Here is a 23457-nt window from a genome sequence, read left to right as displayed (position 1 = left end):
GAGGGCCTATGGCCTACATGGATCAACTGCAATCGGGTATGCGGTCGCTGGTGGCCGCTGGAGAGGCTGGGCGGCGCAGCGCCGACGATATGCTGGGGCCGCTCAACGGCGCGATCAGCGATATCAGCGGTGCCGCGTCGGAGCTGGAGGGCATCCCCTTTGTCGGGCCCGCCCTGGGCGCGAAACTGCAGCGCACGATGCGCGGCATCACAGCGGCGCAGGCCAAGGTTGGCCAGGTGGCGGCGATGTACAGCCAGGCGGTCAGTGCCGCCGCCCAGGTTCAGGAACGCCTCGGCACGCTCAAGGAGCAGGCGGGCAAGGCCAGCGCGGCAATCAACCGCGTGGCCGGCAAGGTAAGCCCGTCGCTGGGCAATATCCTGCCCACGGGCGCCCTGGCACCTGATGCGACGCCAGAGCCCGAGGCGGTGAAGCCGTTCCCGCACCTGCTGATCATCCATCCCCTGCGCCCGGAGGCTCAGCCGTATTACTTCAACCTGGACACCGCCGCGTTCGACGAGCTACGTCGACAGACCGGTTTTCGCTGGGCGGGCCAGGAACGTCTCACGCGCAGCATTGCGCAGCAGGCGGTGGGGCTGGGCGACGACAAGATCACGCTCAAGGGCGCGATTTTTCCGACGTTCCGGGGCGGGCTTGGCCAGTTGCAGGCGCTGCGCAGCATTGGCCGCCAGTTGCAGCCGCTGAACCTGACCACGGGCTACGGCGAGGTGCTGGGCACCTGGTGCCTGACCAGCATTGATGAAGACCAGAGCAACTTGCTGGCCGGCGGCATCCCGCGCAAGCAAGGCTTTTCACTGGAGTTTGTGAGCTATGGCAACGACCTGCAGAACGTCTGACGGGGATCTGCTCGACACCCTGTGCCAGCACTACTACGGGCACCTGAACGGCAGCGTCGAGGCCGTACTGGACGCCAATCAGGGCCTGGCCGAAGAGCCCCAGCCGTTCCGCGCCGGCGTGCTGATCCGTTTGCCCGAGCTGCCGGCGCCGGCCGAGGCCGTAGTGCAGCTTTGGGATTGACCCCGGCCGCGTTACGCGTAACGAACCACACCCCGCCGAGCGCGGGGTTTTTCTTTTCTGGAGGGCAGACATGCAGCCGAAGTTTCGCATCGTCGCGGACGGCAAGGACATCACCGCGCTGATCAATGATCGACTGACCACCTTGCGTACGTCCGACAAGCCGGGCATGGAGTCGGACGAATTCGAACTGCGTATCGATGACCGTGACGGCGCTGTGGCGCTGCCCAGTCGCGGCGCGCATATCGAGGTGTACATGGGCTATGCCGGCCACGCGCTGGCCCGCCTTGGGCGGTACACGGTCGATGAAGTGGTGTTCACCGGGCCACCCGACTCTATCGAGATTCGCGGCAAGGCCAGCGACATGCGCGGCAGTGGCAAGACCACGCGCAGCGGCAGTTGGGAGAACGTGCCGCTGCAGCAGATCGTGCGCGACATTGCCGCGCGCAACGGCTGGCAGCCGGTGTGCCCGGTCACGACTAAGGTGCCGCGCGCCGACCAGCTCAATGAATCCGATTTCAACTTCATCACGCGCCTGGCCAAACAGTACGACTGCACGGCCAAGGTGGGCGACGGCAAGCTGCTGGTGCTGCCGCGCCAGGCAGGCCAGAGCGCGAGCGGCAAGGCCCTGGGCGTGGTCACGATTAGTCGCGCTGACGTGAGCCGCTTTCAGTTTCGCCTGGGCGACAAGAGCACGCAGAAGGCAGTGCAGACCAAGCACCAGGACAAGAAGACCGGAAAACTGCAGGTGGTCGAGCTGGGCAACGACGACGCACCAGCCGGGCTGCCGCCCGTGCATACCGACCGACATATCTATCCCAACAAGACGGCCGCCCAGCAGGCCGCCAAGGCACGCTTGACGGCGTTCAACCGCAGCACCGCCGGCGTTCGCCTTGACATGGCCGGGCGCACTGACCTGATCGCCGAAATCACGATCAACGCCCAGGGCTTCAAGACGGGGCTCGATGGTGAGTACCTGGTGGAGTCGGTCGAGCAGACATTCACCCAGGCCGGCTGGACAACATCCGTCGAATGCAACGGCGGTAAGAAGGGCAAGGCCAAGGCCAAAGGTAAGACGACGAAGAAAGTGGCGAAGCCCGTGAAAGTGGTGGAGCTGTAACCCCATCGGCCGCTGAGCGGTCATTGCTGGAGAAAACCTGCATGTCCATTACCGTGCAGCAACTGCTGCAGATCCTCCCCAACGCCGGCCAGAAAGCCGGCGTTTTTGTTCCTCCCCTCAACGCCGCCATGGGCAAGTACGCCGTGATCGCGCGCCTGCGCATCGCGGCCTTCATCGCGCAGATCGGGCACGAGTCTGGCCAATTGCGCTACGTGCGCGAGTTAGGCAGTGATGCTTACCTGTCGAAGTACGACACCGGCAAGCTGGCCAAGGCGCTGGGTAACACGCCCGAGGCAGACGGTGACGGGCAGAAGTACCGAGGCAGGGGGCTTATCCACGTTACCGGCCGGGCGAACTACCGCGACTGCAGCGAAGCCTTGTTCGGCGACAGCCGATTGCTTGTGACACCCGAGCTGCTCGAGCATCCGGTGTATGCCGCGATGTCGGCAGCGTGGTTCTGGCATCGGGCTGGGCTGAACACGCTCGCCGACCAGGGAAACTTCGAAAAGATCACCCGCAAGATCAATGGCGGGCTGAACGGCTGGGAGGATCGCCAGAAGCTGTACGCCCGCGCTCTTGAGGTGCTGCAGTGAAAGCGTTGGCGTGGCGTCTAGCGGCGTTGGCGCTGCTGATCGGGCTTGCGCTGGGTGGTCGGCTGGCCTGGCTTTGGCAGGCGAACAGCTACGCCAAGCAGCTCGCGGATCAATCCACGGCCCATGCAACAGACCGTGAGGCTGCAGCAGCGGCGGCGATCGAGCGCCTTGAGTTCGAGCAGACCGAGCGCCGGGCATTGGAGGATCGCCTGCAGGCGATCGATGAAACTCATTACAGGGAACTACGTGATGCACAACAAGCCCAGGCTCGCCTGCGCGACCGCCTTGCTACTGCTGATGTGCGGTTGTCAGTCTTACTCGCCAACCCCGCCCAGGGTCGTGACTGTGGGGTGTCAGCCACCACCGGCACCGCAGGCGTGGTGGCTGGAAGCGAGAGAGCCGAACTTGACCCGGCGCATGCTCGAAGAATTGTCAGCATCACCCAGGACGGTGATCAAGGATTGATTGCCCTGAAGGCCTGTCAGGCCTACGTGCGTGAGATCGCACGCTGAAGTAAAAGGAGCGGGCCGGGCGGATGCGTCAACATCCGCCTGACCCACTCAACCCGCAGTCTAGACCTGCAAGTCAAGCCAAGGCTCCTGCTCTGTGCACAAAGCGCGGCGAGCCTACCACTGAAACTCCATTCACAAAAGACTTGCTAATAATGACCTCTCCCATCATCCCTTGGATGGGCGGCAAACGCCGCCTGGCCGACCGCTTGATCCCCCTCTTTCCCCCGCACGAATGCTACGTCGAAGTCTTCGCCGGTGGCGCCGCGCTGTTTTTCATGCGCCCACAGCCCGCGCCGGTCGAAGTGCTCAACGATCTGAACGGCGACCTGGTCACGCTCTACCGGGTGGTGCAGAACCACCTTGAGGAGTTCGTTCGCCAGTTCAAGTGGGCGCTCAGCTCGCGGCAGATCTTCGAGTGGCAGAAGATGACCCGCCCTGAGACGCTGACGGACATCCAGCGCGCCGCCCGGTTCTTCTACCTGCAGCAGCATGCCTTCGGTGGCAAGGCCTCAGGGCAGACCTTCGGTACCGCGACGACCGGCCCGGCCATCAACCTGCTGCGCATCGAGGAGAACCTTTCAGCAGCATGGCAACGACTCGCTGGCACGTATGTCGAGAACCTGTCCTGGCAAGACTGCGCAGAGCGCTACGATCGAGCGCACACGTTCCACTACATGGACCCGCCTTACTGGCAGACCGCCGGCTACGGTCTCGACTTCCCCTTCGAGAACTACGAGCAGATGGCCGCGTTCATGCGGCGCTGCAAGGGCAGGGTCATGGTCAGTATCAACGACCATCCGGACATTCGACGCGTCTTCGAGGGCTTCCACTTCGAAACCCTGGATATACGGTACACCACAGCTAATCAGCGGCAAGGCAAAGCCGACGTAACGGGTGAGTTGGTTATCATGAACTGGACGCCTGCTGAACTTGGTGGCTTGTTTTAATTTCGAATCAGCCTCTGAATCAGTCTTACGATTTCGATAGCTAAGATGAGGGATAGTTCTACGATCATATAATTCTCCAGGCTGAGATTGTCCGCCCGGCGGTTTTGATTTTCGCCGGGTGAGATTTTCTTAAGTTTGCCCGGAGATTAAATAGGCAGGCGTGGCGCACTGTCAATGCTCTTCAGGTTTTTTCTGAGAGGTCACTCGCGAGGCCGCAGCCCGCCGTTGTCAAGGGTTTCGGGGTTACGTAGTTTCTCGGTTACTTGAGTTTCGAGACCAGTAACTTAGCAATTTTGTGTGAGTTACGCAGATTGGTTAGGTTGGTAGTGGTTAAGTTTGCGGGTAGTAACTGATACTTCTGGTTGTCTTTAGATATCTAACTAATGTTGATTGGGTATCTTATACAGGCCTTATGGATATTCTTTTGATATCCCTAGGTTGACGGCATTTAGGAATGGCGCGCTTGCGTGATTTGTGCATTGGCATCTACCCAATGCTCGCTTTCGGAGTAATCAGGCTTGAGCCTTGGTTCCGAACGTTGCCCACGGCGGTGTCCACCGGAAACCATTCAAATACCTCTGAGGCCTCGCCAAGGTTGAGCGCCATTTGCTCGGCATGTCCTGTGCTGGTAGACGATGCCAGCCATTCTCTCGCCAGCTCAGGTGACCACACTATCGGGCGTCGATCGTGCACGTCGACCATCCCGCCGGCGCTGTCTGCAGTGATGATGACGAATCCGTCATGCTCGCTGGGTTCGTTGCTGAACTGACCGATACCGGCACACAGGCATGGCCGGCCGTCGCGGCGCCTGATCAGGTACGGCTGTTTTTTCGGCCCACCTTCATCCACCCATTCAAACCAGTTATCGATCGGCACGATGGCTCTATGCGGCCATATCGCCCGAAAGAACGGGCCGTGTGCAACCTTCTCCACCCTGGCATTGATCGGTGCCGCTCGATCCTGGGCCCAGTGCGGTCGCCATCCCCAGCGCACGAGATCCGCGTGCAGCTTTTCCTTTTCCAGCCGCAGCACTGCAACGCGCGTCGTTGGAGCGACGTTGTAGCGTTCCAGCGGCTGGTCGCCAACGCTATATCAGTAGCGGATAGGGCATGCTCAGGGCGTCCACGAAGTCGTGGATACCGTGGTACTGGCTCAATCTTCCGCACATTTTGACTCCCGCCTATCAGAAATCCCCTACAGAGAAATTGACCGCAAGGCTCGCAGAACGTTAACTGTATATTCGTACAGTATTTTCGGAAGTCGTGCGTCATGAGCTATTCAATCATAGGCCCAATCGCCGAAGGCGGCCTGAAGCTGCCCCTCTGCCTGTTCCACGTGCCGGCCGGGTTCCCGTCGCCGGCGGCCGATCACATCGAGGCGCACATCTCCCTGGACGAGGTGCTCAACATCCGGGCGCCCCACGTCTACCTGGTATCTATCACTGGCGAGAGCATGCAGGGCGCCGGCATCTTCGACGGTGACCTCGCTGTAGTCGATCGCTCGCTCGAGCCAGTGCACGGGCACATCGTCGTGGCCCTGCTGAACAATGACCCGGTATGCAAGCGCCTGTGCATTCGTGGCAAGGACGTGATCCTGCTGTCCGAGAACCCCAAATACCCACCGCGTTACGTGCTGGAAGGGGACGAGCTGTCGATCTGGGGCGTGATCATCGGCAGCGTGCGCAGCCATGTCTAACGCGCCGGTGTTCGCCCTGGTCGATTGCAACTCGTTCTACGCATCGTGTGAGCGCGTGTTCCGCCCAGACCTGGCCAAGGTGCCCATCGTCGTGCTGAGCAACAACGATGGCTGCGTCATTGCGCGCAGCTACGATGCCAAGCCGTTCGTGAAGATGGGCGAGCCGTACTTCCAGATCAAGCACAAACTCAAGCAGCATGGCATCGTGGCGTTCTCGTCAAACTACGCGCTGTATGGCGACATGAGCGAGCGGGTCATGACGCTGATCGAGTCGATGGTGCCGGCGGTCGAGGTGTACAGCATCGACGAAGCCTTCGCCGATCTGACGGGGATGGCTGACCTGGACCAGCTCGGTCGGAGCATCCGCGCCCAGGTGTTGCGCTGCACCGGCATTCCGGTCGGCGTTGGCATCGCCGGCACCAAGACCCTGGCCAAGCTGGCCAACCACACGGCCAAGCGCCTGCAGGTGCAGACCGGTGGCGTGGTCAACATCTGCGACCCGTTCAAGCGTGACTGGGTGCTCAGGAATACGGCGGTAAGCGAGGTGTGGGGCGTCGGCCGGCGGATGAATGCTCATTTCGAAGGGATGGGTATCAAGACCGCGATGGACCTGGCCAAGGCCGACCCGTGGATGTTGCGCAAGAAGTTCAGTGTGGTGGTCGAGAAGACTGCGCGTGAGCTGGCCGGTACGCCTTGCGTGGAGCTGGATGAGCCAGATCCCCCGAAGCAGGAGATCTGCTGCAGCCGGATGTTCGGCAAGCGCCTGCAGGAGCTGCCGCCGATCAAGGAAGCGGTGGCCACCTACATGATGCGTGCCTCCGAGAAGCTGCGCGCCCAGGGTTCAGTGTGCAAGAAGGTGCGCGTCAGCATCCGCACCGGCATGTTCAATCCCGACGAAGCCAAGTACGCCAACGGTGTGATTATTGATCTACCGTACCCAACGGATGATGTTCGCTTGCTGACCAAGGCGGCAGGCGCTGCGCTCGATCGAGTGTTTCGGCCTGGATTCAAATACAGCAAGGCCGAGGTACTGCTGATGGGGCTCTGTCAGCGCGGGGAGTACACCGACGATCTCTTCGCCGCTGCCCAGCCGGCTGAGGCTACCCGGGTAATGACAGTGTTGGATGAGATCAATAGTCGATGGGGGAGGGGGACATTGCGTGCAGCTAGCGTTCCAACTGACCCCAGCTGGGGCATGCGGCGAGAAATGATGAGTCGGAGCTTTACGACTCGCCTCGATCAGTTGTGGCGAGTTGACTGTAATTAGCCTGACCTGGGTGTGATTTGCGCTGGGGCAAAAATGGGGCAAATCATATGCCATTCTATGCCTTCCAATGCCCCCCTCAGTCATCATCTGCACTTGTTCGAAATAGGCGCCAAAGCCCGTGTACTGGGCTTTGGCGCCTTTTTAGCTTAATACTCCAGCACAATCGGGGTATGTAGAGATACAATTTTGCCGCAGAGCGCCAGCCTTTTCCGACTGGATAACCGCTCCTTTATATCGTTATCGTTTGTGGGGGCGGCATGGTCTACGACATTTCCTATTATTGCTTTTCATCTGACACTGGGTTGGATCTAGCTCCGTGGGTAGCAATTTTTATATCGCTGGTTGCGCTAGGTGCTACTATATGGCAGGCCCACTTATCTCGTACACACAATAAGTTAAGCGTGCGCCCGTATCTGGCCGGCCATAGCTCATGGACCGAAGAAGGTGTTTACAAGTTTAAGGTGCGCAATGATGGACTTGGCCCAGCGATAGTCACCGGGGCAAGAGTTTACCGCGGCGGTGTGCTGGTTCAGGGGGAGGGTCCCCCTTTAGTAGTTAAGGCATTCGAAGGCGTACCTGGTTGTGAATTATTGGGTCATGAGTTTTTCTATCCAGACTTCGTTATCCCCGCTGGGTATTCCGTAGAGATTTGCACTCTTAAATTCGGCCCGCAGATTTCAGATATCGACACCTTCTTGGCTGGTCACCTCATGCTTGAGCTGGATTATAAGTCGGCTTACGACGAGCTGCTTCCAATGTACTCGACACGTCAGGGGTAGCGACTACGCCACTATAACCAATGCGTTTCGATTAATGGAGGTCAGATGACGAAAAAAGATCTGACGAACATTGTCATACCCATGATCCACTGATCCTGGCGGCTATCGAGGCGCGTCGGTGCCATGACAGTCAGGCGTCAAGCAGTTCGGTCTTGAAGGTAGAGCGTTATCGTCCACTGCTGGCTGCTCGGCGAAGTCGTGGGTGTGCGAGTGATGCTGTTAAGATACTATTAGTAGGAGTAAAAATTGCCTGTGCTTTGGGGGAGTGAGATTTGGACTGGATGGCAGAATTCAAAGAAATTATGCTGGGGATGACAATTAATCCCGAAGATATAAGTCGGGGATTTGGGCTGAAATTCAAGCATATTCCGTCTAGCTTGTTTAAATATAGAGAATTCGATAGGGATGGTTTTTCTCTAAATAATCTTGCGTCTAATACGATCTGGATGAATTCTCCGCAAAATTTTAATGATCCCTATGATTGCGCTCTGACTGTTAGTATAAATAAGCTCGACTCTAGAATGCTCGAAGCGTTTCATGAGATTTTGACGGTTTTTAAATACAAGTCCGACGACCGGGCGCGCGTTTTGGGCATGGTGTCGATGTCGTCTAATCCACGTGCTGAATTATTTTCTTTGCTGTGTAGGGAAGGGCACGTGGATGAGGATTTTTGTGCCGCCTTGACTGCGGTACTGGAATCCAGAGAAGAAAAAATTATAGAAGAATTTTCCGAAAAAACGAAAGGCTTGGTGAAGATTTGCTCGTTCTGTGAGTCGAGTGAATCCATATTGATGTGGGCTCATTATGCAAGAGATCATACTGGTTTCTGCATCGAGTATGATTTCACGGTTTTAGGTTCTGAGGCTTTGAATACAAAGTTTCTTTACCCGGTGCAGTACAGTGAATACTTGCACGATCACGCCGATCTGATGTCGGCTGAAGATATTCATAGAGGAAATCCATTGTCTATTGTTTTGCCGGCTATAACCAAGAGCCAGGATTGGTCATACGAGCGCGAGTGGCGCTTAGTTTATTCGAATAACCTTATGCTGAAGTCAGGTGCGATTTCAGTTCCCACACCTGTGAGGGTTTATGCCGGCGTTCGAATTAGCGACGAAAATTTCATCAAGCTTCAAGGTACTTGCGATCTTCTTGGGGTGCCGTTGACTAAGATGAAAATGTCGAGAAGCGCCTTTAAAATTGTGCCAGTAATTTGAATCGACGTGCTTATATCGGGCTCAACCGCCGCAGCCGTGTAGCCAACTGTTTGATTGAAACAAAGGCGGCGATTGATACGAGATTGGTGCTGCTTGGTGAACGCCACGGGGGTTTAAGGAGCATGAGCAGCCTGGAAACCGATTTCAGCAACTCATAGGGCTGATCCGCCTGGAATGGCCTTACAATTACCCGGTCATACTTCGCTGAGCTCTACTTCGTTGGCCGGTCCCTGAATCGAAGATGGTAGGTCTTTGAAGGATTTTCCAGTTAGGAGATTGGCGGCAGGGGCACAAAAGTGGTAAGCGTTGCTGGGTGCGTGCCTGTATGCCTTGATTTATCAGGGTTTCAGGGAGTCCATGTCCAATCCATCATTTGCCATGGCGATGAAGAGCGATGCCCATCTCGCATGAGCGATGTGGCCATAGGGGAGAGGCCTTGCTGGTATGCCGAACCGGCATTAGGTACTCGTAAGGCTCACGGACCAGTTTCCGGCCCAAGAGGTGCGTTTTTGAGAGAGACAGTGGGGGATTTGGCCCAGCAAACACTACGCTGCACCCCCCGCCAACCCCCATGCCTTAGCGCATGGTGATGTTAGCGGTAGAAATCAAGTGCTTATCCTGCGGGGTGTCCAGAGGTGTGTTTAGGTGCCGCCGACCTTTTGGGGCCGATTTTGGGCCCGTCAGATACGGGACGGCAGCTTCTCCAGCTCCTTCCAATCCGAGGAGGAGCTGATCCATTTTGCGTAGGTAGAGAGCAACATCTCGACGCTGTGGCCGAGTTGGTTCGCGATGAACGCGGGGTTCATCCCAGCCATTAGGCACATGGTTGCGTAGGTGTGGCGCGTGTCGTACTGCCGACGTTCACGGATGCCCAGCGCCTTGAGCGCGAGCTTGAAGTGCCTGATTGTAACACCTGCCTGCCTGATCTACATCCCGCCTTTACCCGGCTGGAACACAAAAGGACTGGTGGGAGTGGCTGATTTCGATGCCATTTTGCGCAAACCCGGTACCACGGCCTGTTGCTCCCCAGCGTGCTCATCCCCGGGTTTCTTCCTTTTTGCCCGCATGCTTGTCTGCGGGCCGCTACTGCGGTCGTGCTTGCGCGCCGCCGCAGCGGCCCGGCCAGCTCTTCGTTTGCCACGGCAACAGCTCTCCAGGCCCGCGCCTTTCGGCGGACTGATGTGTTATAAAAAAGTATGTCAAACAGGAGGTTAGATATGGCCAATAAAGCCAAACCGTTCTACTACGCTGCGGCGCCACTGATTGCGATCGGCGCTGCGTTCGCCGCAGTCGGCGCCTCTGGGCAAGCTGCTTTTGGCTACACCGCGGTCGGCTTTCTGGTGCCTGGTGTAGTGTTGCTCATTACCGGATATCGCCAGCGGGCTTGACGTGTGCGGTGGGGTCAAGCTGCAGGCACAGGCATACACATAGGTGCCTGAGTGAAAATACTCAACGCGGACTATCGAGCGAGCCTTGAATAGGGAGGCCCTGCCTGAAGCGAAAACTCTTGTTCCAGGCATCTACCCCAGACAATAGGGGGGCGTGATTCCAAGAGAGCCCTTACGGAACTGCCTCGCAATGCCTGTCTCGGCCAAATTGTTAATTTTTTTCGCGTAATACTGGCTTAATTTTTAAAAGGCTTGATTGCCTGCTTTGGAGGTTGACGACATTTTTTTGATGATCAGTGCCCAATTGTAAGAGCCATTTTCAGCGAATACACTCCAGACCATGAAACGCTACCTGCGGTTTTGTCTCATCTTCTTGATCAGCCTGGCGCTTCCCCTCAGTGGGATGGCGGGGGTTCAGGCACCGACAGAACCTTGCCCGATGAAGACCATGGGTATGGCTATGATGGACGACATGGGCATGGATTGTTGCAACGACATGAAAAGCCCTGTCGAACACGGCAAACCTTGCAAGCCGGGCCAGGAGTGCAAGTCGGGCGGTATGTTGCAAGTCTCAATCTTCAAGCCTCCTGTGACCGTGTTCAGCCCCGTAGTGCTTTCCCTCATCAGCGATTCTCTGCCTGTACAGACCCCGTCCGGGGTATGGCGACCGCCACGCGTTTGATTCCTTTCCAACATTGAGCCTCATTCCGCATTAGCGGGATGGACTAGCTGCGCGCGTTCCATTTTTTCGCCTGCAGTGGATGATCACAGGAATCGTAAACATGAACTCCAAGTGCAATTGCACAGGCTGGTCTCTTATGGCCGGCTTGGCGGCAAGCGTGCTGGCATTGCCGAGCTTCGCTGCGCCATTGACGCTCGATGAAGCTCTGCGTCTGGCCGAAAACAATGCGCCGTCGCTGACCGCACAAGATGCCAAAATTCAAGCTGCCAGCAGTGCAGCTATTCCAGCCGGTGAATTACCTGATCCCAAGCTGCTGATGGGCGTGCAGAACTACCCCATTGGGGGCCCGGATCGCTGGAGCATCGACCAAGACTTCATGACCATGCAAATGGTCGGGGTCAGACAGGAGATGCCCAACAGCGACAAGCGCAAAGCGCGGATTGAGGTCGCCGATGCAGCTATTGATCGCGCCTCTGCGGAGCGTCGAGTCGAACGTCTGAAGGTACGCCAGTCCACGGCATTGGCCTGGATCAGTAGTTACTCGGTTGAGCGCAAAGATGCACTGTTTCAGGACTTCTACAAAGAAAATCTCCTGCTAGCCGATACTGTACGGGCTCAGATTGCCGGTGGCCGCGCTCAACCTGCTGACGCGGTGACACCCAAACAAGAAGCAGCCAAACTGGCAGAACAACAGGACGATCTGACTCTCCAAAGAGCGCAAGCACAAGCGGCTCTCAAACGCTGGATTGGTTCTGCCGCTAACGACAAGCCTGTGGGTAGTTTTCCTGAATGGCCGGTCGACACCTCAGGCTACTCCCATAGGCTGCAACACCATCCCGAGTTGGCTGCGTTTGCACCGATGACCCGCGAAGCGCAGGCCAAGGTTCGGGAAGCCGTATCAGAGAAGCAGTCGGACTGGAGCTGGGAAGTGGATTACCAGCATCGTGGCCGTGAGTTCGGCGATATGGTCAGCGTGCAATTTTCTTGGGATTTACCTCTGTTTCCTGACTCGCGCCAAACCCCCAAAATCGCTGCCAAGCAGGCTGAACTCAGCCAGCTCGAGGCCGAGCGCGAAGCCCTGTCACGCGAGCACACTCAGCAATTGGAGAGCGAACTGGCCGACTATGAGCGCCTGAATCGTGCGGTACGTCGAAATCAGGAAAGCCTGTTGCCTCTGGCCAAGGAAAAGGTCGAACTCAGTATGGCGAGTTATCGGTCGGGCAAAGGCGATTTGAGCGCCGTGGTTGCCGCCCGACGTGAACTCGTCGAAGCGCGCCTCAAACAGATCGACGTGGAGGAGCAACGAGCGCTGACCAGTGCGCGCCTGTATTTCGCTTATGGGGAGACCAGCCAATGAGCCTAAAAAAATGGAGTGGGTCATTGGTGATAGGCATCTCGTTGGCATTGGGTGTAGCCGGTGGGTACTGGTTCGCTCATCTGCGCATGAGCGAAGTGCCAAGTACCGTTCCAGAGCAGAGCCTCAATTCTCCAAACGAGCGGAAAGCCCTGTATTGGTACGATCCCATGTACCCGCAACAAAAATTCGACAAGCCGGGTAAATCCCCCTTCATGGACATGCAGTTGGTTCCCCAGTACGCCAGCGGTGCAGGGGATCGGGCAACTGTGAGTATTGATCCGAGCTTGACTCAAAATCTCGGGCTGCGTTTTGCGACCGTCACCCGTGGTGTCCTGGATTCCAGCCTCAATGTGACAGGCATCCTGGCGTTCAACGAGCGTGATGTCGCAGTGATTCAGGCTCGCACCAGTGGTTTTGTGGAGCGGGTCTACGCCCATGCTCCCGGTGACGTGCTCAAGGCCAACGCGGCATTGGCGGATATCCTAGTGCCAGAGTGGGCAGCCGCCCAGACGGAGTTCCTTGCCCTGAAACGCAGCGGGGATGCTGAGCTACTGGCTGCGGCCCGCCAACGATTACTGCTCACGGGAATGCCAGCGGCACTGATCACTCAGGTCGGGCGTAGTGGCAAGGTTCAGCCTTACTTGACGCTCACCAGCCCTATAGGTGGTGTGCTGCAAGAATTGAATGTTCGTGCAGGCATGACCGTGGCGATTGGCGATACTCTGGCACGTGTGAACGGCTTGAGCAGTATCTGGCTGGCCGTGGCCATTCCAGAATCGGAAGCCGGAACTCTCACCTTAGGACAGACCGTCGAAGCGCGCTTGCCTGCCTTTCCGGGAACAACACTCAATGGCAAGGTCAGCGCGATTTTGCCCGAGACCAACTCGGACAGTCGCACAATTCGTGTGCGGGTGGAGCTGCCCAATCCTGACGGTCACCTGAGACCAGGTCTGTCGGCGGAGGTACGTCTGAACCGCTCGACCGAGCAGAGTGTCCTGTGGGTGCCAAGCGAGGCCGTCATTCGCACTGGTCGACGTGCTCTGGTGATGCTCGCCGCAGGCGCGGGTCGCTACCGTCCTGTGGAGATCCAACTTGGGCAGGAAAGCGATGGTAGAACGGCGATCCTGAAGGGCTTGGAAGAAGGTCAGAAGGTGGTTACGTCTGGCCAATTCCTGCTCGACTCGGAGGCCAGCCTTAAGGGCGTTGTCATAGGGGCGGAGGACGAGTCACCACCAGGTGCAGCAGGCTCCAGCTTACATGAAGCGGATGGGCAGATTGTTGAGATCAACGACAAAGAGGTCACTCTTGCCCATGGCCCTTTCAAGACGTTGGGCATGCCTGGTATGACGATGACTTTCCCGCTTGCCAAACCGGCACTGATGCAGGGACTTGAAACGGGTGACAAGGTTCGTATCGGAGTTACTCAAACCGATGATGGTTTGCGTGTGGATCGCTTGGATAAATCGGGGAGCCAGCCATGATCGCGGCCCTGATTCGTTGGTCAGTGGCCAACCGTATCCTAGTGCTACTGGCGACATTGTTCGTTACGGCTTGGGGCATTTGGTCGGTGCAGAGCACCCCTATAGACGCGCTGCCCGATCTCTCTGATGTACAGGTAATCATCCGTACACCTTACGCAGGCCAGGCGCCGCAGATTGTCGAGAACCAGGTCACCTATCCGTTAGCCACCACCATGCTCTCGGTGCCGGGTGCCAAGACGGTACGTGGTTACTCCTTCTTTGGTGATAGCTTCGTTTACGTGTTGTTCGAAGACGGCACTGACTTGTATTGGGCCCGTTCGCGGGTGCTGGAATACCTGAGCCAAATACAAAGTCGATTGCCTGCCAGTGCCAAGCCGGCGTTGGGGCCGGATGCGACAGGGGTGGGGTGGATCTATCAATATGCACTGGTAGATCGCAGTGGCGGACACGACCTGGCACAGCTTCGCGCTCTTCAGGACTGGTTCCTCAAGTTCGAACTCAAGACTTTGCCCAACGTTGCGGAAGTGGCTACCGTGGGAGGCATGGTAAAGCAGTACCAGGTGCAGCTCGATCCGCTCAAACTGGCCAGCCTCGGCATCACGCAAGTCGAGGTGAGCGAGGCTATCGGCAAAGCTAACCAGGAAACCGGTGGTGCCGTGTTGGAGATGGCAGAGACCGAGTTCATCGTGCGGGCGTCGGGCTATTTAAAGACACTTAATGACTTTCGAGCGATCCCGCTTAAGTTGGGTTCAGGCGGTGTGCCGGTGACCCTGGGTGATGTCGCCACGATTCAGTTAGGGCCGGAAATGCGCAGGGGCATCTCCGAACTCGACGGCGAAGGTGAGACCGTCGGTGGTGTGGTGATTTTGCGTAGCGGCAAGAATGCTCGCGAAACCATTGCAGCGGTCAAGACCAAGCTCGATGAACTGAAAAGCAGTCTGCCGGCTGGTGTGGAAATCGTCACCACCTACGACCGCAGCAAGCTGATCGACCGCGCTGTCGATAATCTCAGTCACAAGCTGATCGAGGAGTTCATCGTCGTCGCCTTGGTGTGTGGGATCTTCCTCTGGCACCTGCGCTCATCCCTGGTGGCGATTATCTCCTTACCGGTTGGTGTATTGATTGCCTTCATCGTCATGCGTTACCAGGGTATCAACGCCAACATCATGTCCTTGGGCGGAATAGCCATCGCCATTGGTGCCATGGTCGATGCTGCCGTAGTGATGATCGAAAACGCCCACAAGAAAATCGAGGCCTGGCACGCAGCCAATCCGGATGAGGAGCTAACGGGGGAGCGTCATTGGCATGTGATGACTGAAGCAGCGGCAGAGGTAGGCCCGGCACTTTTCTTCTGCCTATTGATCATCACCTTGTCGTTCATTCCGGTATTCACCCTTGAGGCTCAGGAAGGACGGCTGTTTGGCCCATTGGCGTTCACCAAGACCTACGCCATGGCCGCAGCGGCGGGATTGTCTGTGACTCTGGTGCCCGTGCTGATGGGCTACTGGATTCGAGGGCGAATACCCAATGAGCAGCAGAACCCGTTAAACCGTTGGCTGATCCGAATCTATCAGCCGGCTTTGGATATGGTCTTGCGTCGACCTAAGATCACATTGCTGTTGGCGCTACTGATTTTTGTCAGTGCGCTATGGCCAATGTCGCGCTTGGGTGGTGAGTTTCTTCCGCCGCTGGACGAGGGTGATCTGCTCTATATGCCTTCGGCTTTGCCGGGCTTGTCGGCACAGAAAGCAGCGCAATTGCTGCAACAGACCGACCGCCTGATCAAAACCGTGCCCGAAGTCGAACATGTCTTCGGTAAAGCGGGACGCGCGGAAACTGCCACCGACCCCGCGCCGCTAGAGATGTTCGAAACCACCATTCAATTCAAACCGCACGAGCTATGGCGTGCAGGCATGACCCAGGAAAAATTGGTGGAAGAACTGGATCGAGTGGTGCGAGTCCCTGGACTGACGAATATCTGGATACCACCGATTCGCAACCGTATCGACATGCTGGCCACTGGGATCAAGAGTCCCATCGGGGTGAAAGTTGCCGGCACCAACCTGACGGAGATCGACGCCGCTACTCAGGCGGTAGAGCGCGTTGCCAAGGGTGTGCCTGGTGTCAGTTCAGCTCTGGCTGAGCGCCTGACCGGTGGCCGTTACATCGACGTGGATATCGACCGCAAAGCCGCCGCGCGCTACGGGCTGAATATTGCCGATGTGCAGTCCATCGTGGCCGGTGCTATCGGTGGTGAAAACGTCGGGGAGACCATTGAAGGGCTCGCCCGTTTTCCGATCAGCGTGCGCTACCCACGGGAGTGGCGTGATTCGGTCGGCGCCTTGGAGCAATTGCCGATCTATACCCCGCTAGGGAGCCAGATCACCCTCGGCATAGTGGCGAAGGTCAAGGTCACGGATGGCCCACCGATGCTCAAGAGCGAAAACGCACGACCTTCGGGTTGGGTATACATCGATGTGCGTGGTCGAGACATTGCCTCGGTGGTCGCCGATCTGCGCCGAATCGTCAGTGAGCAGGTCAAGTTGCAGCCCGGAATGAGCCTGAGCTATTCAGGACAGTTTGAATTTCTCGAAAGGGCCAACGCACGACTCAAGCTGGTGGTGCCTGCCACGCTGCTGATCATCTTCGTGCTGCTCTATCTGACGTTCGCCCGCTTCGATGAGGCTTTGCTGATCATGGCCACGCTGCCATTCGCACTTACGGGCGGAGCATGGTTCCTCTATCTGCTGGGATTCAACCTATCGGTCGCCACCGGGGTCGGCTTTATCGCCTTGGCCGGTGTGTCCGCCGAGTTTGGTGTGATCATGCTGCTCTACCTGAAGAATGCCTGGGCCGAACGGGAAGACCTCGGCGACAGCACTGAGCGCGGGCTGGTGGCAGCGATTCGTGAAGGCGCTGTGCAGCGCGTTCGACCCAAGGCCATGACCGTGGCGGTCATTATTGCCGGTTTGCTGCCGATCCTGTTGGGCAGTGGCACTGGTAGCGAAGTGATGAGCCGCATTGCCGCGCCCATGGTCGGCGGCATGGTCACGGCCCCCTTGCTTTCCCTGTTTGTCATTCCGGCAGCCTATCGCCTGATGCGTCGCCGGCACCTCATCGTTGAACCGATCAAACCACAAGGAAAATTCGTATGAAACTGACCCTGATCGCAGCTGCCAGTACCGCGTTTATGTTTTCACTTTCTGCCTACTCGCAGGACATGCCGGGTATGAAAATGGATGGTATGGAGGGCATGAAGATGGAGCAGGAAACAAAACAGGCTCCAGTTGCTGACGCTGAGGGAACCATCAAGGCTATGGATACTTCGAAGCATACGGTGACCATCTCCCACGGAGCTGTGCCAGCGGTGCAATGGCCCCCAATGACTATGGCCTTTTCAGTGACGGAGGATCAGCTGGCAGGTCTGAAGGTCGGAGACCATGTATCGTTTTCCTTTAGGGTAAAGGATGGCAAAGCCGCAATCGTTTCCATTAAAAAATAAGACTGTAGCGATGAGAACTACCGGCACGCTCTGTCGTGCCGGTTTGGAAAGGCTGCCCTTGCTAAAATCCGCTATCTGTTCGTCGCCACAATTCGCGTATTTACCATGGACACCACGTGAACCATTCCTGTGAAAAAGCGTGTGGTCTATGGACGCCGGAAACTTGCTCTAAACCCCGCCAACTGTTCATTCAAACTGATCTCCATGGGTTGACATCTTTCCTTTATATCGACGAAGCCTTCGCCGATCTGACGGGTATGACCGACCTGGACCAGCTCGGCCGGCGCATCCGCGCCCCATGCAACCACAAAATGGAAAAAGACCGAATCGACCCAAGTGGGGTAAGCCAAGGCTGCGGTACTTGTAAGCGAACGCTGTTTGTCCCTTCAAATCTTGATTTCTGATATGTCCGTGCTTTATTGGCTGATGTTTGTCGTCATTGACGATCAAACACTATTTGTCATTACCGAGCCAGGTGCTTGCACGTTCGCTTGAAGGCCTGGGCTCGCGCGTGTTGATAATCAGCTTGGTCAAGGAAATCAAAGGAATGAAACTTTCACCCGCAGCAAAAGGAATTGCACTGGCCCTGGTCGGTTTCTGTTCATCGATACCCGTGGTGCACGCCTGCACGCGGCTGGTTTTTCTTGGAGATAACCAACAGATCATAACGGCACGCTCAATGGACTGGGCGAAGGATGTGGAAACCAACCTGTGGGTGTTCCCCCAGGGCATGAAGCGCCACGGTGAGGCAGGCCCCAATTCGGTTACCTGGACGTCGAAGTACGGCAGTGTCATTGCGTCCGGCTACGATATTTCCACCACCGACGGCATCAACGAAGCCGGGTTGTCTGCAAACCTGCTGTGGCTGGTGGAATCAGAATATCCAGCACTCGAACAGGGCAAGCCAGGGCTCAGTATCTCGGCATGGGCTCAGTACGTATTGGATAACTTCAAGACCGTGGCTGAAGCGGTCGAGGCGCTCAAGGCCGAACCGTTTCATGTGGTGACATCCAAGGTTCCGAACGAAACCCGCCTGGCAACGCTGCACCTTTCAATGTCCGATGCGTCGGGTGATAGCGCAATCGTTGAATATATCGATGGCAAGCAAGTCATTCACCACGACAGAAAATATCAAGTGATGACGAACTCGCCGAAGTTCGACGAGCAGTTGGAAATGTATGCTTATTGGCAAGGCATTGACGGAACACAGATGTTGCCTGGCACCAACCGCTCGCCTGATCGCTTTGCGCGTGCGTCCTTCTACGTAAATGCCGTGCCCAAGCATGAGGATGCGCGGCTGTCACTGGCCAGTGTATTCAGTGTGATTCGCAACGTCTCGGTGCCGTACGGCATTACAACGCCAGATCAGCCCAATATCTCATCCACGCGCTGGCGGACTGTGGCGGACCATAAACACAAGCAGTATTTTTTCGAGTCCGCAGTCACGCCCAATACGTTCTGGGTTGACCTGAAAAAGCTGGACCTCAGCCAGAAAACCGGCAAGGTGAAAAAGCTGGACCTGGGCCCGAACCAGGCAAACGTGTATGCCGGCGAAGTGTCCGCCCGCTTCGAAGAGTCAACACCGTTCAAATTCGAGGGGATTTGAATTGCACCAGCGACTTGATCCCTGACATTTACACTCAGGACGCAACAGCGCTCGCCTCGGCAATCATGAGGTCGAGCGCTTTTGTGTGCGTTGAACAAAAGGCGGCTCGGTCATCAGCCTATCTGTGACAACCCAAATCCCAGACAAAGAAAAGCCCGCGATGGGGGGGAGCGGGCTTAAAGGTTTCTACTAGGAGCTGGGTCAACCATAAGCCTTCGAATGTGAAAGGCTTGTGAAAATTACGGGATTGGTCTGAATGATTGCTATTTCACCGTGCAGGTCCAGCGGTGATTGTGCCGGTAGGGCGCGCGCATGAAGGTGATGTCCGAGACGCGGGTCAGGCCGCGTTTGCGCAGGGCGTCGGTCAGTTGTACGAGTGTCTCTGCTTCGATAGTCATTGCTGTTACCTCGTCAGATTTACTGCGTTCATAGGTCTGGACCGGGCGGGTGTCGGGCTAATTCAATTTTTTTGCCCGTGTATCGACGACCGCAAACAGGCCAGGCAAAAAAGATGAACCACCCACGCCGCCACGCGCTCACATGAACAGCGGTACCTCAAACGCAGTTCCCGAAAAACAGAACGAGGATTTCATGATGAATACCCTGTTGCGAAGCAGCGCTTTTGCGCTGGCGTTTACCCTGGCAGGCGCGGTACACGCGGCCCAGGACGCCGACGATTTCGTGGAAGACGCCTCGGCCAAAGGCATTGCCGAAGTGGAAGCCGGCAAGCTGGCCCAGGAGAAGGGCAGCGCCAGCGACGTGAAGGCCTTTGCCGACATGATGGTCAAGGACCACACCGCAGCCAACGAGAAGCTCAAGGCCATCGCTGCCAGCAAAAAGCTGGAAGTCTCGGATGATGCCATGCTGATGGACAAGGCCAAGGCGATGATTCTGGAGCTGCGTAGCGCCAAGTCGTTCGACCAGGCCTATGCCAACAACCAGGTCAAGGCGCACGAGGCCACCATCGAGCTGTTCGAGAACTATGTGAAGGACGGCACCGATGCCGAGCTCAAGGCGTTCGCCGAGAAAACCCTGCCCACGCTGAAAGAGCATCTGACCAAGGCCAGGGCACTTGCCAGCGCACACGGCGGTGATGCAGCCCAACCCTGAGTCAATGCCCGCTGGCCAGTGCGCAGGCGCTGGCCATTGGCAATGCAGTACGCACCGTTCCAGTCGTAGAGGAGAGGTGACGATGAACGACACGGACAAAAGGCAGGCGTTGCAGAACTGGCGACAGGCGTTGGTCCACGAGCATGCGTCACTGGACGCCGAGCAGCGTTACGACAAGGCGTTGATGGCCGCCGATGCACTCGAGGTGGCGGGCATCATCAGCAGTCGCGAGTGGCGCGAGCTGGTGAAGGAAGCCAATGCCTTTATCTTCCACTGAGCGGCGTTGCCAATGCCGGCAGTGCCTGGAGGTTAGCGTCATGAAACTGACCGCGTTGGCGTTGCTGGTCGCCAGCCTGTCGATGCTGCAAGGGTGCTTCAACGAGCCCGAGCATGTCGACAAGGATACCGATCGCAGCAAGTCTTCCCTGCAGATGCAAAAGCCCGACACGCCCCCTGCGGAGCCGGCGCCTCGGCAACCCCCCAACAACTAGCTTGAGCGAACGTGCGCCCCAGTCAGCCGAGGCTTGGGGCGCAGGGCTCAGAAGGTGGGCGGGGTGATCACCCAGATCACCACCGCATCCACTTCACCCGGGTTGCCGTACTTGTGCGGCTCCTGGCTGGAGAAGCTGAAGCTGTCGCCTTCGCCGAGTTCGAAATGGCGATCCCCCACCCACAGCTCGAAGCGGCCGGACAGCACGTACCCGGCTTCTTCGCCCTCATGGCTGTAGCTCTGCTGGCTGTAGGTGCCTGGCGGAAAGCGCGAATGGAGCATCTCCAGTTCGCGGTTGGGTTGCGGGGTGAGCAACTGGTCGACGATGCCGTCTTCGTAATGCACGCTCAGTCGGCTCTGCCGGCGCACCACGTAGCCGCTGTCCTCGGGGGCGGTGACCGCCTCGCTGGCGAAGAACCACTGGATGGTCACGCCCAGGCTGCGGGCGATATTGAACAGTGCCGGTATCGAGGGGTACGACAGGTTGCGTTCCAGCTGGCTGATATAGCCGGCGGTCAGCTCGCTCTGTTGCGCAAGCTCGGTCAGGGTCATGCCGCGACGCTTGCGAAGCCCGCGAATGCGCGTGCCCAGAAAGTGCGGCGCGGCGCTGCCGTCCTCGGCGGTGGGCGGCAGCTTGCTGTTGTTGCTCATGGCGTTATCCGATCAGCCCTGCAAAGGCCCGGAGTATAAACAGCCTCACAGGCTCGCGGCGACTTTAAGGCCCTCATAGATGGCTTCCTCGGCGGTACGCGCCGCCAGGCAATCGCCAATGCGGTGTACTGCGGCCAGGTCCTGGATCTCGCCGGCCAGGGTGTCGACCGGGTGATGGCCGTGGCACAGCACCAGGGTGTCGATGCCTTCGAAGATCATCGCCTCGCCGCTGGCGGTGTGCTGCAGGTAGACGCTGCTGTCGTCGCAGCCATACAGCCGCGCATAGGGCGTGATCGGGATGCCCAGCTTGTGCAGCTCGCCGGCCATCTGGTCACGCACATACAACGGCAGGCTCTCGCCGCAGTGGGTACCGTTGACCGCCAGTTGTACCTGATGCCCGGCGCGGGTCAGGCGTTCGGCGATGCCCGGCCCGATCCAGTCGCAGCGCCAGTCCATCACCATCACCGAGCGACCGACCTGTACCTGCTCGCGCAGCACCTGCCAGGCGTCGACCACCTGCAACTCGCCGCCGCGCTCGAACGCCGGCCAGTAGGGCGCGGCACCGGTGGCGACGATCACGGCATCCGGCTGCTCGCGCGCGACCAGCGCGCGGTCGACCCGGGTATTGCGCACCACCTCCACGCCGGCCAACTGCATCTCGCGTTGCAGGTTGGTGCTGGCACCGCCGAATTCGCTGCGCCGTGGCAGCAGTTGCGCCAGCAGCACCTGGCCACCCAGTTGGGCGGCCGCCTCATACAGGGTGACCTGATGACCACGGGCCGCCGCTACCGCGGCAGCCTTCATGCCGGCCGGGCCGCCGCCCACCACCATCACCTTCTTGCGCAGCGTGGCAGGCTGCAGTTGGCCGAACTGCCGCTCGCGCCCGGTCTCCGGATGCTGGATGCACGAAATCGGCAGGCCCTTGTGGAAGTGCCCGATACAGGCCTGGTTGCAGGCGATGCAGGCACGCACGTCTTCGGCCCGGCCGCTGTCGGTCTTGTTCGGCATCTGCGGGTCGCAGATCAGCGCGCGGGTCATGCCACACACGTCGGCCTGGCCGCGGGCAAGTATCAGTTCGGCCTCCTGGGGCTGGTTGATGCGCCCGGTAACGAACAGCGGAATGTCCAGGCTGGCCTTGAAGGTGCCCGCCTCGCGGGCCAGATAGGCGGCCTCGATGGCCATCGGCGGCACGATATGCACCGCGCCGCCCAGGGACGCCGAGGTGCCGGCCACAATATGCACATAGTCCAGTTGCCCTTGCAGGGCCTTCACCGCGCCGAGCGATTCATCTTCGCTCAGGCCCTCGGCGTCGCGTTCATCGGCGCTGATGCGCAGGCCAATGATGAAGTGTTCGTCGGTGCTGGCACGCACCGCGGCGATGACCTCGCGCACAAAGCGCAAACGTTGTTCAAGGTCGCCGTTGTAGCCGTCGCTACGCCGGTTGACCCGAGGGTTGATGAACTGGGCGGGCAGGTACCCGTGGCTGGCCACCACCTCCACGCCGTCCACGCCCGCCTGATGCAGGCGCCGCGCCGCCGCAGCATAGCCGGCCACGATCTCGTCGATCATGCCTTGGTCAAGCTCGCGCGGCATCACCCGGAACCGTTCGTTGGGCACCGCCGAGGCCGAGTAGGCCACCGCCAGCAAGCCGTCGCTGGACTCCATGATCTCGCGCCCCGGGTGAAAGATCTGCGACAGCACCACGGTGCCGTGGGCATGGCAGGTCTCGGCCAGCCGGCGATACCCCTCGATGCAGGCGTCATCGGTGGCCATCAGCACGTGGGAGGTGTAGCGGGCGCTGTCGTGTACGCCGGCCACCTGCAGCACGATCAGCCCCACACCACCTTCGGCCCGGGCCTGGTGATAGGCAATCAGCTGTTCGTTGACCAGGTTGTCGGTGGGCATCGAGGTGTCGTGGCCGCTGGACATGATGCGGTTCTTGAGGCGCTTGCCACGGATCTGCAACGGGGTGAACAGGTGCGCGAAGGCGGTCGACATGGTGGTCAGGCTCCAGCGGGGGCGTTGTTA

Annotated in this window: 24 protein-coding genes and 2 pseudogenes; 21 read left to right on the top strand and 5 right to left on the bottom strand. The window is 58.3% G+C overall.

All coding sequences use genetic code 11. From position 1 onward, the window contains the following. The first annotated feature begins 8 nt into the window (after positions 1–8). From FW760_RS04070 to FW760_RS04045, 6 genes are all read left to right on the top strand, one after another. Positions 9–854 carry a phage tail protein gene (locus FW760_RS04070; protein ID WP_446443612.1) on the top strand — a complete coding sequence of 282 codons (846 nt, stop codon included), beginning with the start codon at positions 9–11 and terminating at the stop codon, positions 852–854. Then, positions 829–1035: a tail protein X gene (locus FW760_RS04065; RefSeq protein ID WP_387518362.1), complete on the top strand. Its 207-nt coding sequence runs from the start codon at positions 829–831 to the stop codon at positions 1033–1035. The genes FW760_RS04070 and FW760_RS04065 overlap by 26 nt, the downstream gene beginning before the upstream one ends. 70 nt (positions 1036–1105) lie before the next feature. Further along, a complete protein-coding gene (locus FW760_RS04060) occupies positions 1106–2152 on the top strand; it encodes a phage late control D family protein (protein ID WP_446443611.1) in 1047 nt (348 codons plus the stop codon). Between the two features lie 41 nt (positions 2153–2193). Beyond that, a complete protein-coding gene (locus FW760_RS04055; protein WP_446443610.1) occupies positions 2194–2745 on the top strand; it encodes a glycoside hydrolase family 19 protein in 552 nt (183 codons plus the stop codon). After that, positions 2742–3257 (top strand): lysis protein, encoded by a 516-nt coding sequence (locus FW760_RS04050; RefSeq protein ID WP_446443609.1) that lies wholly within the window; start codon positions 2742–2744, stop codon positions 3255–3257. Before FW760_RS04055 ends, FW760_RS04050 begins: the two co-directional genes overlap by 4 nt. Positions 3258–3409: 152 nt before the next feature. Beyond that, positions 3410–4204 carry a DNA adenine methylase gene (locus FW760_RS04045; RefSeq protein ID WP_446443608.1) on the top strand — a complete coding sequence of 265 codons (795 nt, stop codon included), beginning with the start codon at positions 3410–3412 and terminating at the stop codon, positions 4202–4204. Between the two features lie 486 nt (positions 4205–4690). On the opposite strand, the pseudogene FW760_RS04040 reads toward FW760_RS04045, so the two are convergent. Next, positions 4691–5372: pseudogene (locus tag FW760_RS04040) on the bottom strand (SOS response-associated peptidase family protein). A 101-nt stretch (positions 5373–5473) separates the two neighbouring features. Here FW760_RS04040 and FW760_RS04035 point away from each other — a divergent pair. From FW760_RS04035 to FW760_RS04020, 4 genes are all read left to right on the top strand, one after another. Beyond that, positions 5474–5899, top strand: a complete 426-nt coding sequence (locus tag FW760_RS04035; RefSeq protein WP_116054079.1) for a LexA family protein — start codon at positions 5474–5476, stop codon at positions 5897–5899. Beyond that, positions 5892–7166, top strand: a complete 1275-nt coding sequence (umuC, locus tag FW760_RS04030; protein WP_446443607.1) for a translesion error-prone DNA polymerase V subunit UmuC — start codon at positions 5892–5894, stop codon at positions 7164–7166. The genes FW760_RS04035 and umuC overlap by 8 nt, the downstream gene beginning before the upstream one ends. A gap of 257 nt (positions 7167–7423) precedes the next feature. Next, complete coding sequence (locus FW760_RS04025; protein WP_446443606.1) at positions 7424–7945, top strand: hypothetical protein; 522 nt, start codon at positions 7424–7426, stop codon at positions 7943–7945. A 281-nt stretch (positions 7946–8226) separates the two neighbouring features. Beyond that, positions 8227–9162, top strand: a complete 936-nt coding sequence (locus tag FW760_RS04020; RefSeq protein WP_446443674.1) for a DUF2971 domain-containing protein — start codon at positions 8227–8229, stop codon at positions 9160–9162. 680 nt (positions 9163–9842) lie between these two features. On the opposite strand, the pseudogene FW760_RS04015 reads toward FW760_RS04020, so the two are convergent. Then, positions 9843–10154 (bottom strand): annotated as a pseudogene (locus tag FW760_RS04015) (integrase). 225 nt (positions 10155–10379) lie between these two features. On the opposite strand from FW760_RS04015, the gene FW760_RS04010 reads away from it, so the two are divergent. The 8 genes from FW760_RS04010 (at position 10380) to FW760_RS03975 (ending at position 19178) form a co-directional block, all read left to right on the top strand. Then, the gene (locus FW760_RS04010; RefSeq protein WP_167400192.1) at positions 10380–10550 is read left to right on the top strand and encodes a hypothetical protein; all 171 of its coding nucleotides are present in this window, start codon (positions 10380–10382) and stop codon (positions 10548–10550) included. Positions 10551–10890: 340 nt separating this feature from the next. Then, positions 10891–11232 carry a hypothetical protein gene (locus tag FW760_RS04005; protein ID WP_054914555.1) on the top strand — a complete coding sequence of 114 codons (342 nt, stop codon included), beginning with the start codon at positions 10891–10893 and terminating at the stop codon, positions 11230–11232. Between the two features lie 100 nt (positions 11233–11332). Continuing rightward, positions 11333–12589, top strand: a complete 1257-nt coding sequence (locus tag FW760_RS04000; protein ID WP_043861473.1) for a TolC family protein — start codon at positions 11333–11335, stop codon at positions 12587–12589. Further along, positions 12586–14070 (top strand): efflux RND transporter periplasmic adaptor subunit, encoded by a 1485-nt coding sequence (locus tag FW760_RS03995; protein WP_229590076.1) that lies wholly within the window; start codon positions 12586–12588, stop codon positions 14068–14070. The genes FW760_RS04000 and FW760_RS03995 overlap by 4 nt, the downstream gene beginning before the upstream one ends. Next, a complete protein-coding gene (locus FW760_RS03990; protein WP_058540155.1) occupies positions 14067–17225 on the top strand; it encodes an efflux RND transporter permease subunit in 3159 nt (1052 codons plus the stop codon). The genes FW760_RS03995 and FW760_RS03990 overlap by 4 nt, the downstream gene beginning before the upstream one ends. Beyond that, positions 17222–17572, top strand: coding sequence for a copper-binding protein (locus FW760_RS03985; protein ID WP_078480399.1), 351 nt, complete (start codon positions 17222–17224; stop codon positions 17570–17572). Before FW760_RS03990 ends, FW760_RS03985 begins: the two co-directional genes overlap by 4 nt. Positions 17573–17688: 116 nt before the next feature. Continuing rightward, complete coding sequence (locus FW760_RS03980) at positions 17689–17976, top strand: hypothetical protein (protein WP_275726579.1); 288 nt, start codon at positions 17689–17691, stop codon at positions 17974–17976. 143 nt (positions 17977–18119) lie between these two features. Next, entirely contained in the window at positions 18120–19178 is a 1059-nt protein-coding gene (locus FW760_RS03975) for a linear amide C-N hydrolase (protein ID WP_253086701.1), read from the top strand. Between the two features lie 263 nt (positions 19179–19441). Here the strand turns inward: FW760_RS03975 and FW760_RS03970 are convergent, their stop codons facing one another. Continuing rightward, positions 19442–19576, bottom strand: coding sequence for a hypothetical protein (locus FW760_RS03970; RefSeq protein WP_255001044.1), 135 nt, complete (start codon positions 19574–19576; stop codon positions 19442–19444). Positions 19577–19772: 196 nt separating this feature from the next. On the opposite strand from FW760_RS03970, the gene FW760_RS03965 reads away from it, so the two are divergent. The 3 genes from FW760_RS03965 (at position 19773) to FW760_RS03955 (ending at position 20779) form a co-directional block, all read left to right on the top strand. Further along, a complete protein-coding gene (locus FW760_RS03965) occupies positions 19773–20288 on the top strand; it encodes a DUF4142 domain-containing protein (protein WP_043861503.1) in 516 nt (171 codons plus the stop codon). An 82-nt stretch (positions 20289–20370) separates the two neighbouring features. Continuing rightward, positions 20371–20565: a hypothetical protein gene (locus FW760_RS03960; RefSeq protein ID WP_054914550.1), complete on the top strand. Its 195-nt coding sequence runs from the start codon at positions 20371–20373 to the stop codon at positions 20563–20565. Between the two features lie 40 nt (positions 20566–20605). After that, positions 20606–20779: a hypothetical protein gene (locus FW760_RS03955; RefSeq protein ID WP_167400191.1), complete on the top strand. Its 174-nt coding sequence runs from the start codon at positions 20606–20608 to the stop codon at positions 20777–20779. 47 nt (positions 20780–20826) lie between these two features. On the opposite strand, the gene FW760_RS03950 is transcribed toward FW760_RS03955, so the two are convergent. Both FW760_RS03950 and FW760_RS03945 read right to left on the bottom strand, forming a co-directional pair. Further along, positions 20827–21429: a helix-turn-helix domain-containing protein gene (locus tag FW760_RS03950; RefSeq protein ID WP_043861479.1), complete on the bottom strand. Its 603-nt coding sequence runs from the start codon at positions 21427–21429 to the stop codon at positions 20827–20829. A 45-nt stretch (positions 21430–21474) separates the two neighbouring features. Beyond that, entirely contained in the window at positions 21475–23427 is a 1953-nt protein-coding gene (locus tag FW760_RS03945) for an oxidoreductase (protein WP_043861480.1), read from the bottom strand. Between the last annotated feature and the right edge of the window lie 30 nt (positions 23428–23457).

The sequence above is a fragment of the Pseudomonas sp. 1176_21 genome (assembly GCF_052850635.1).
This window is presented reverse-complemented; position numbering and strand designations above follow the sequence as displayed.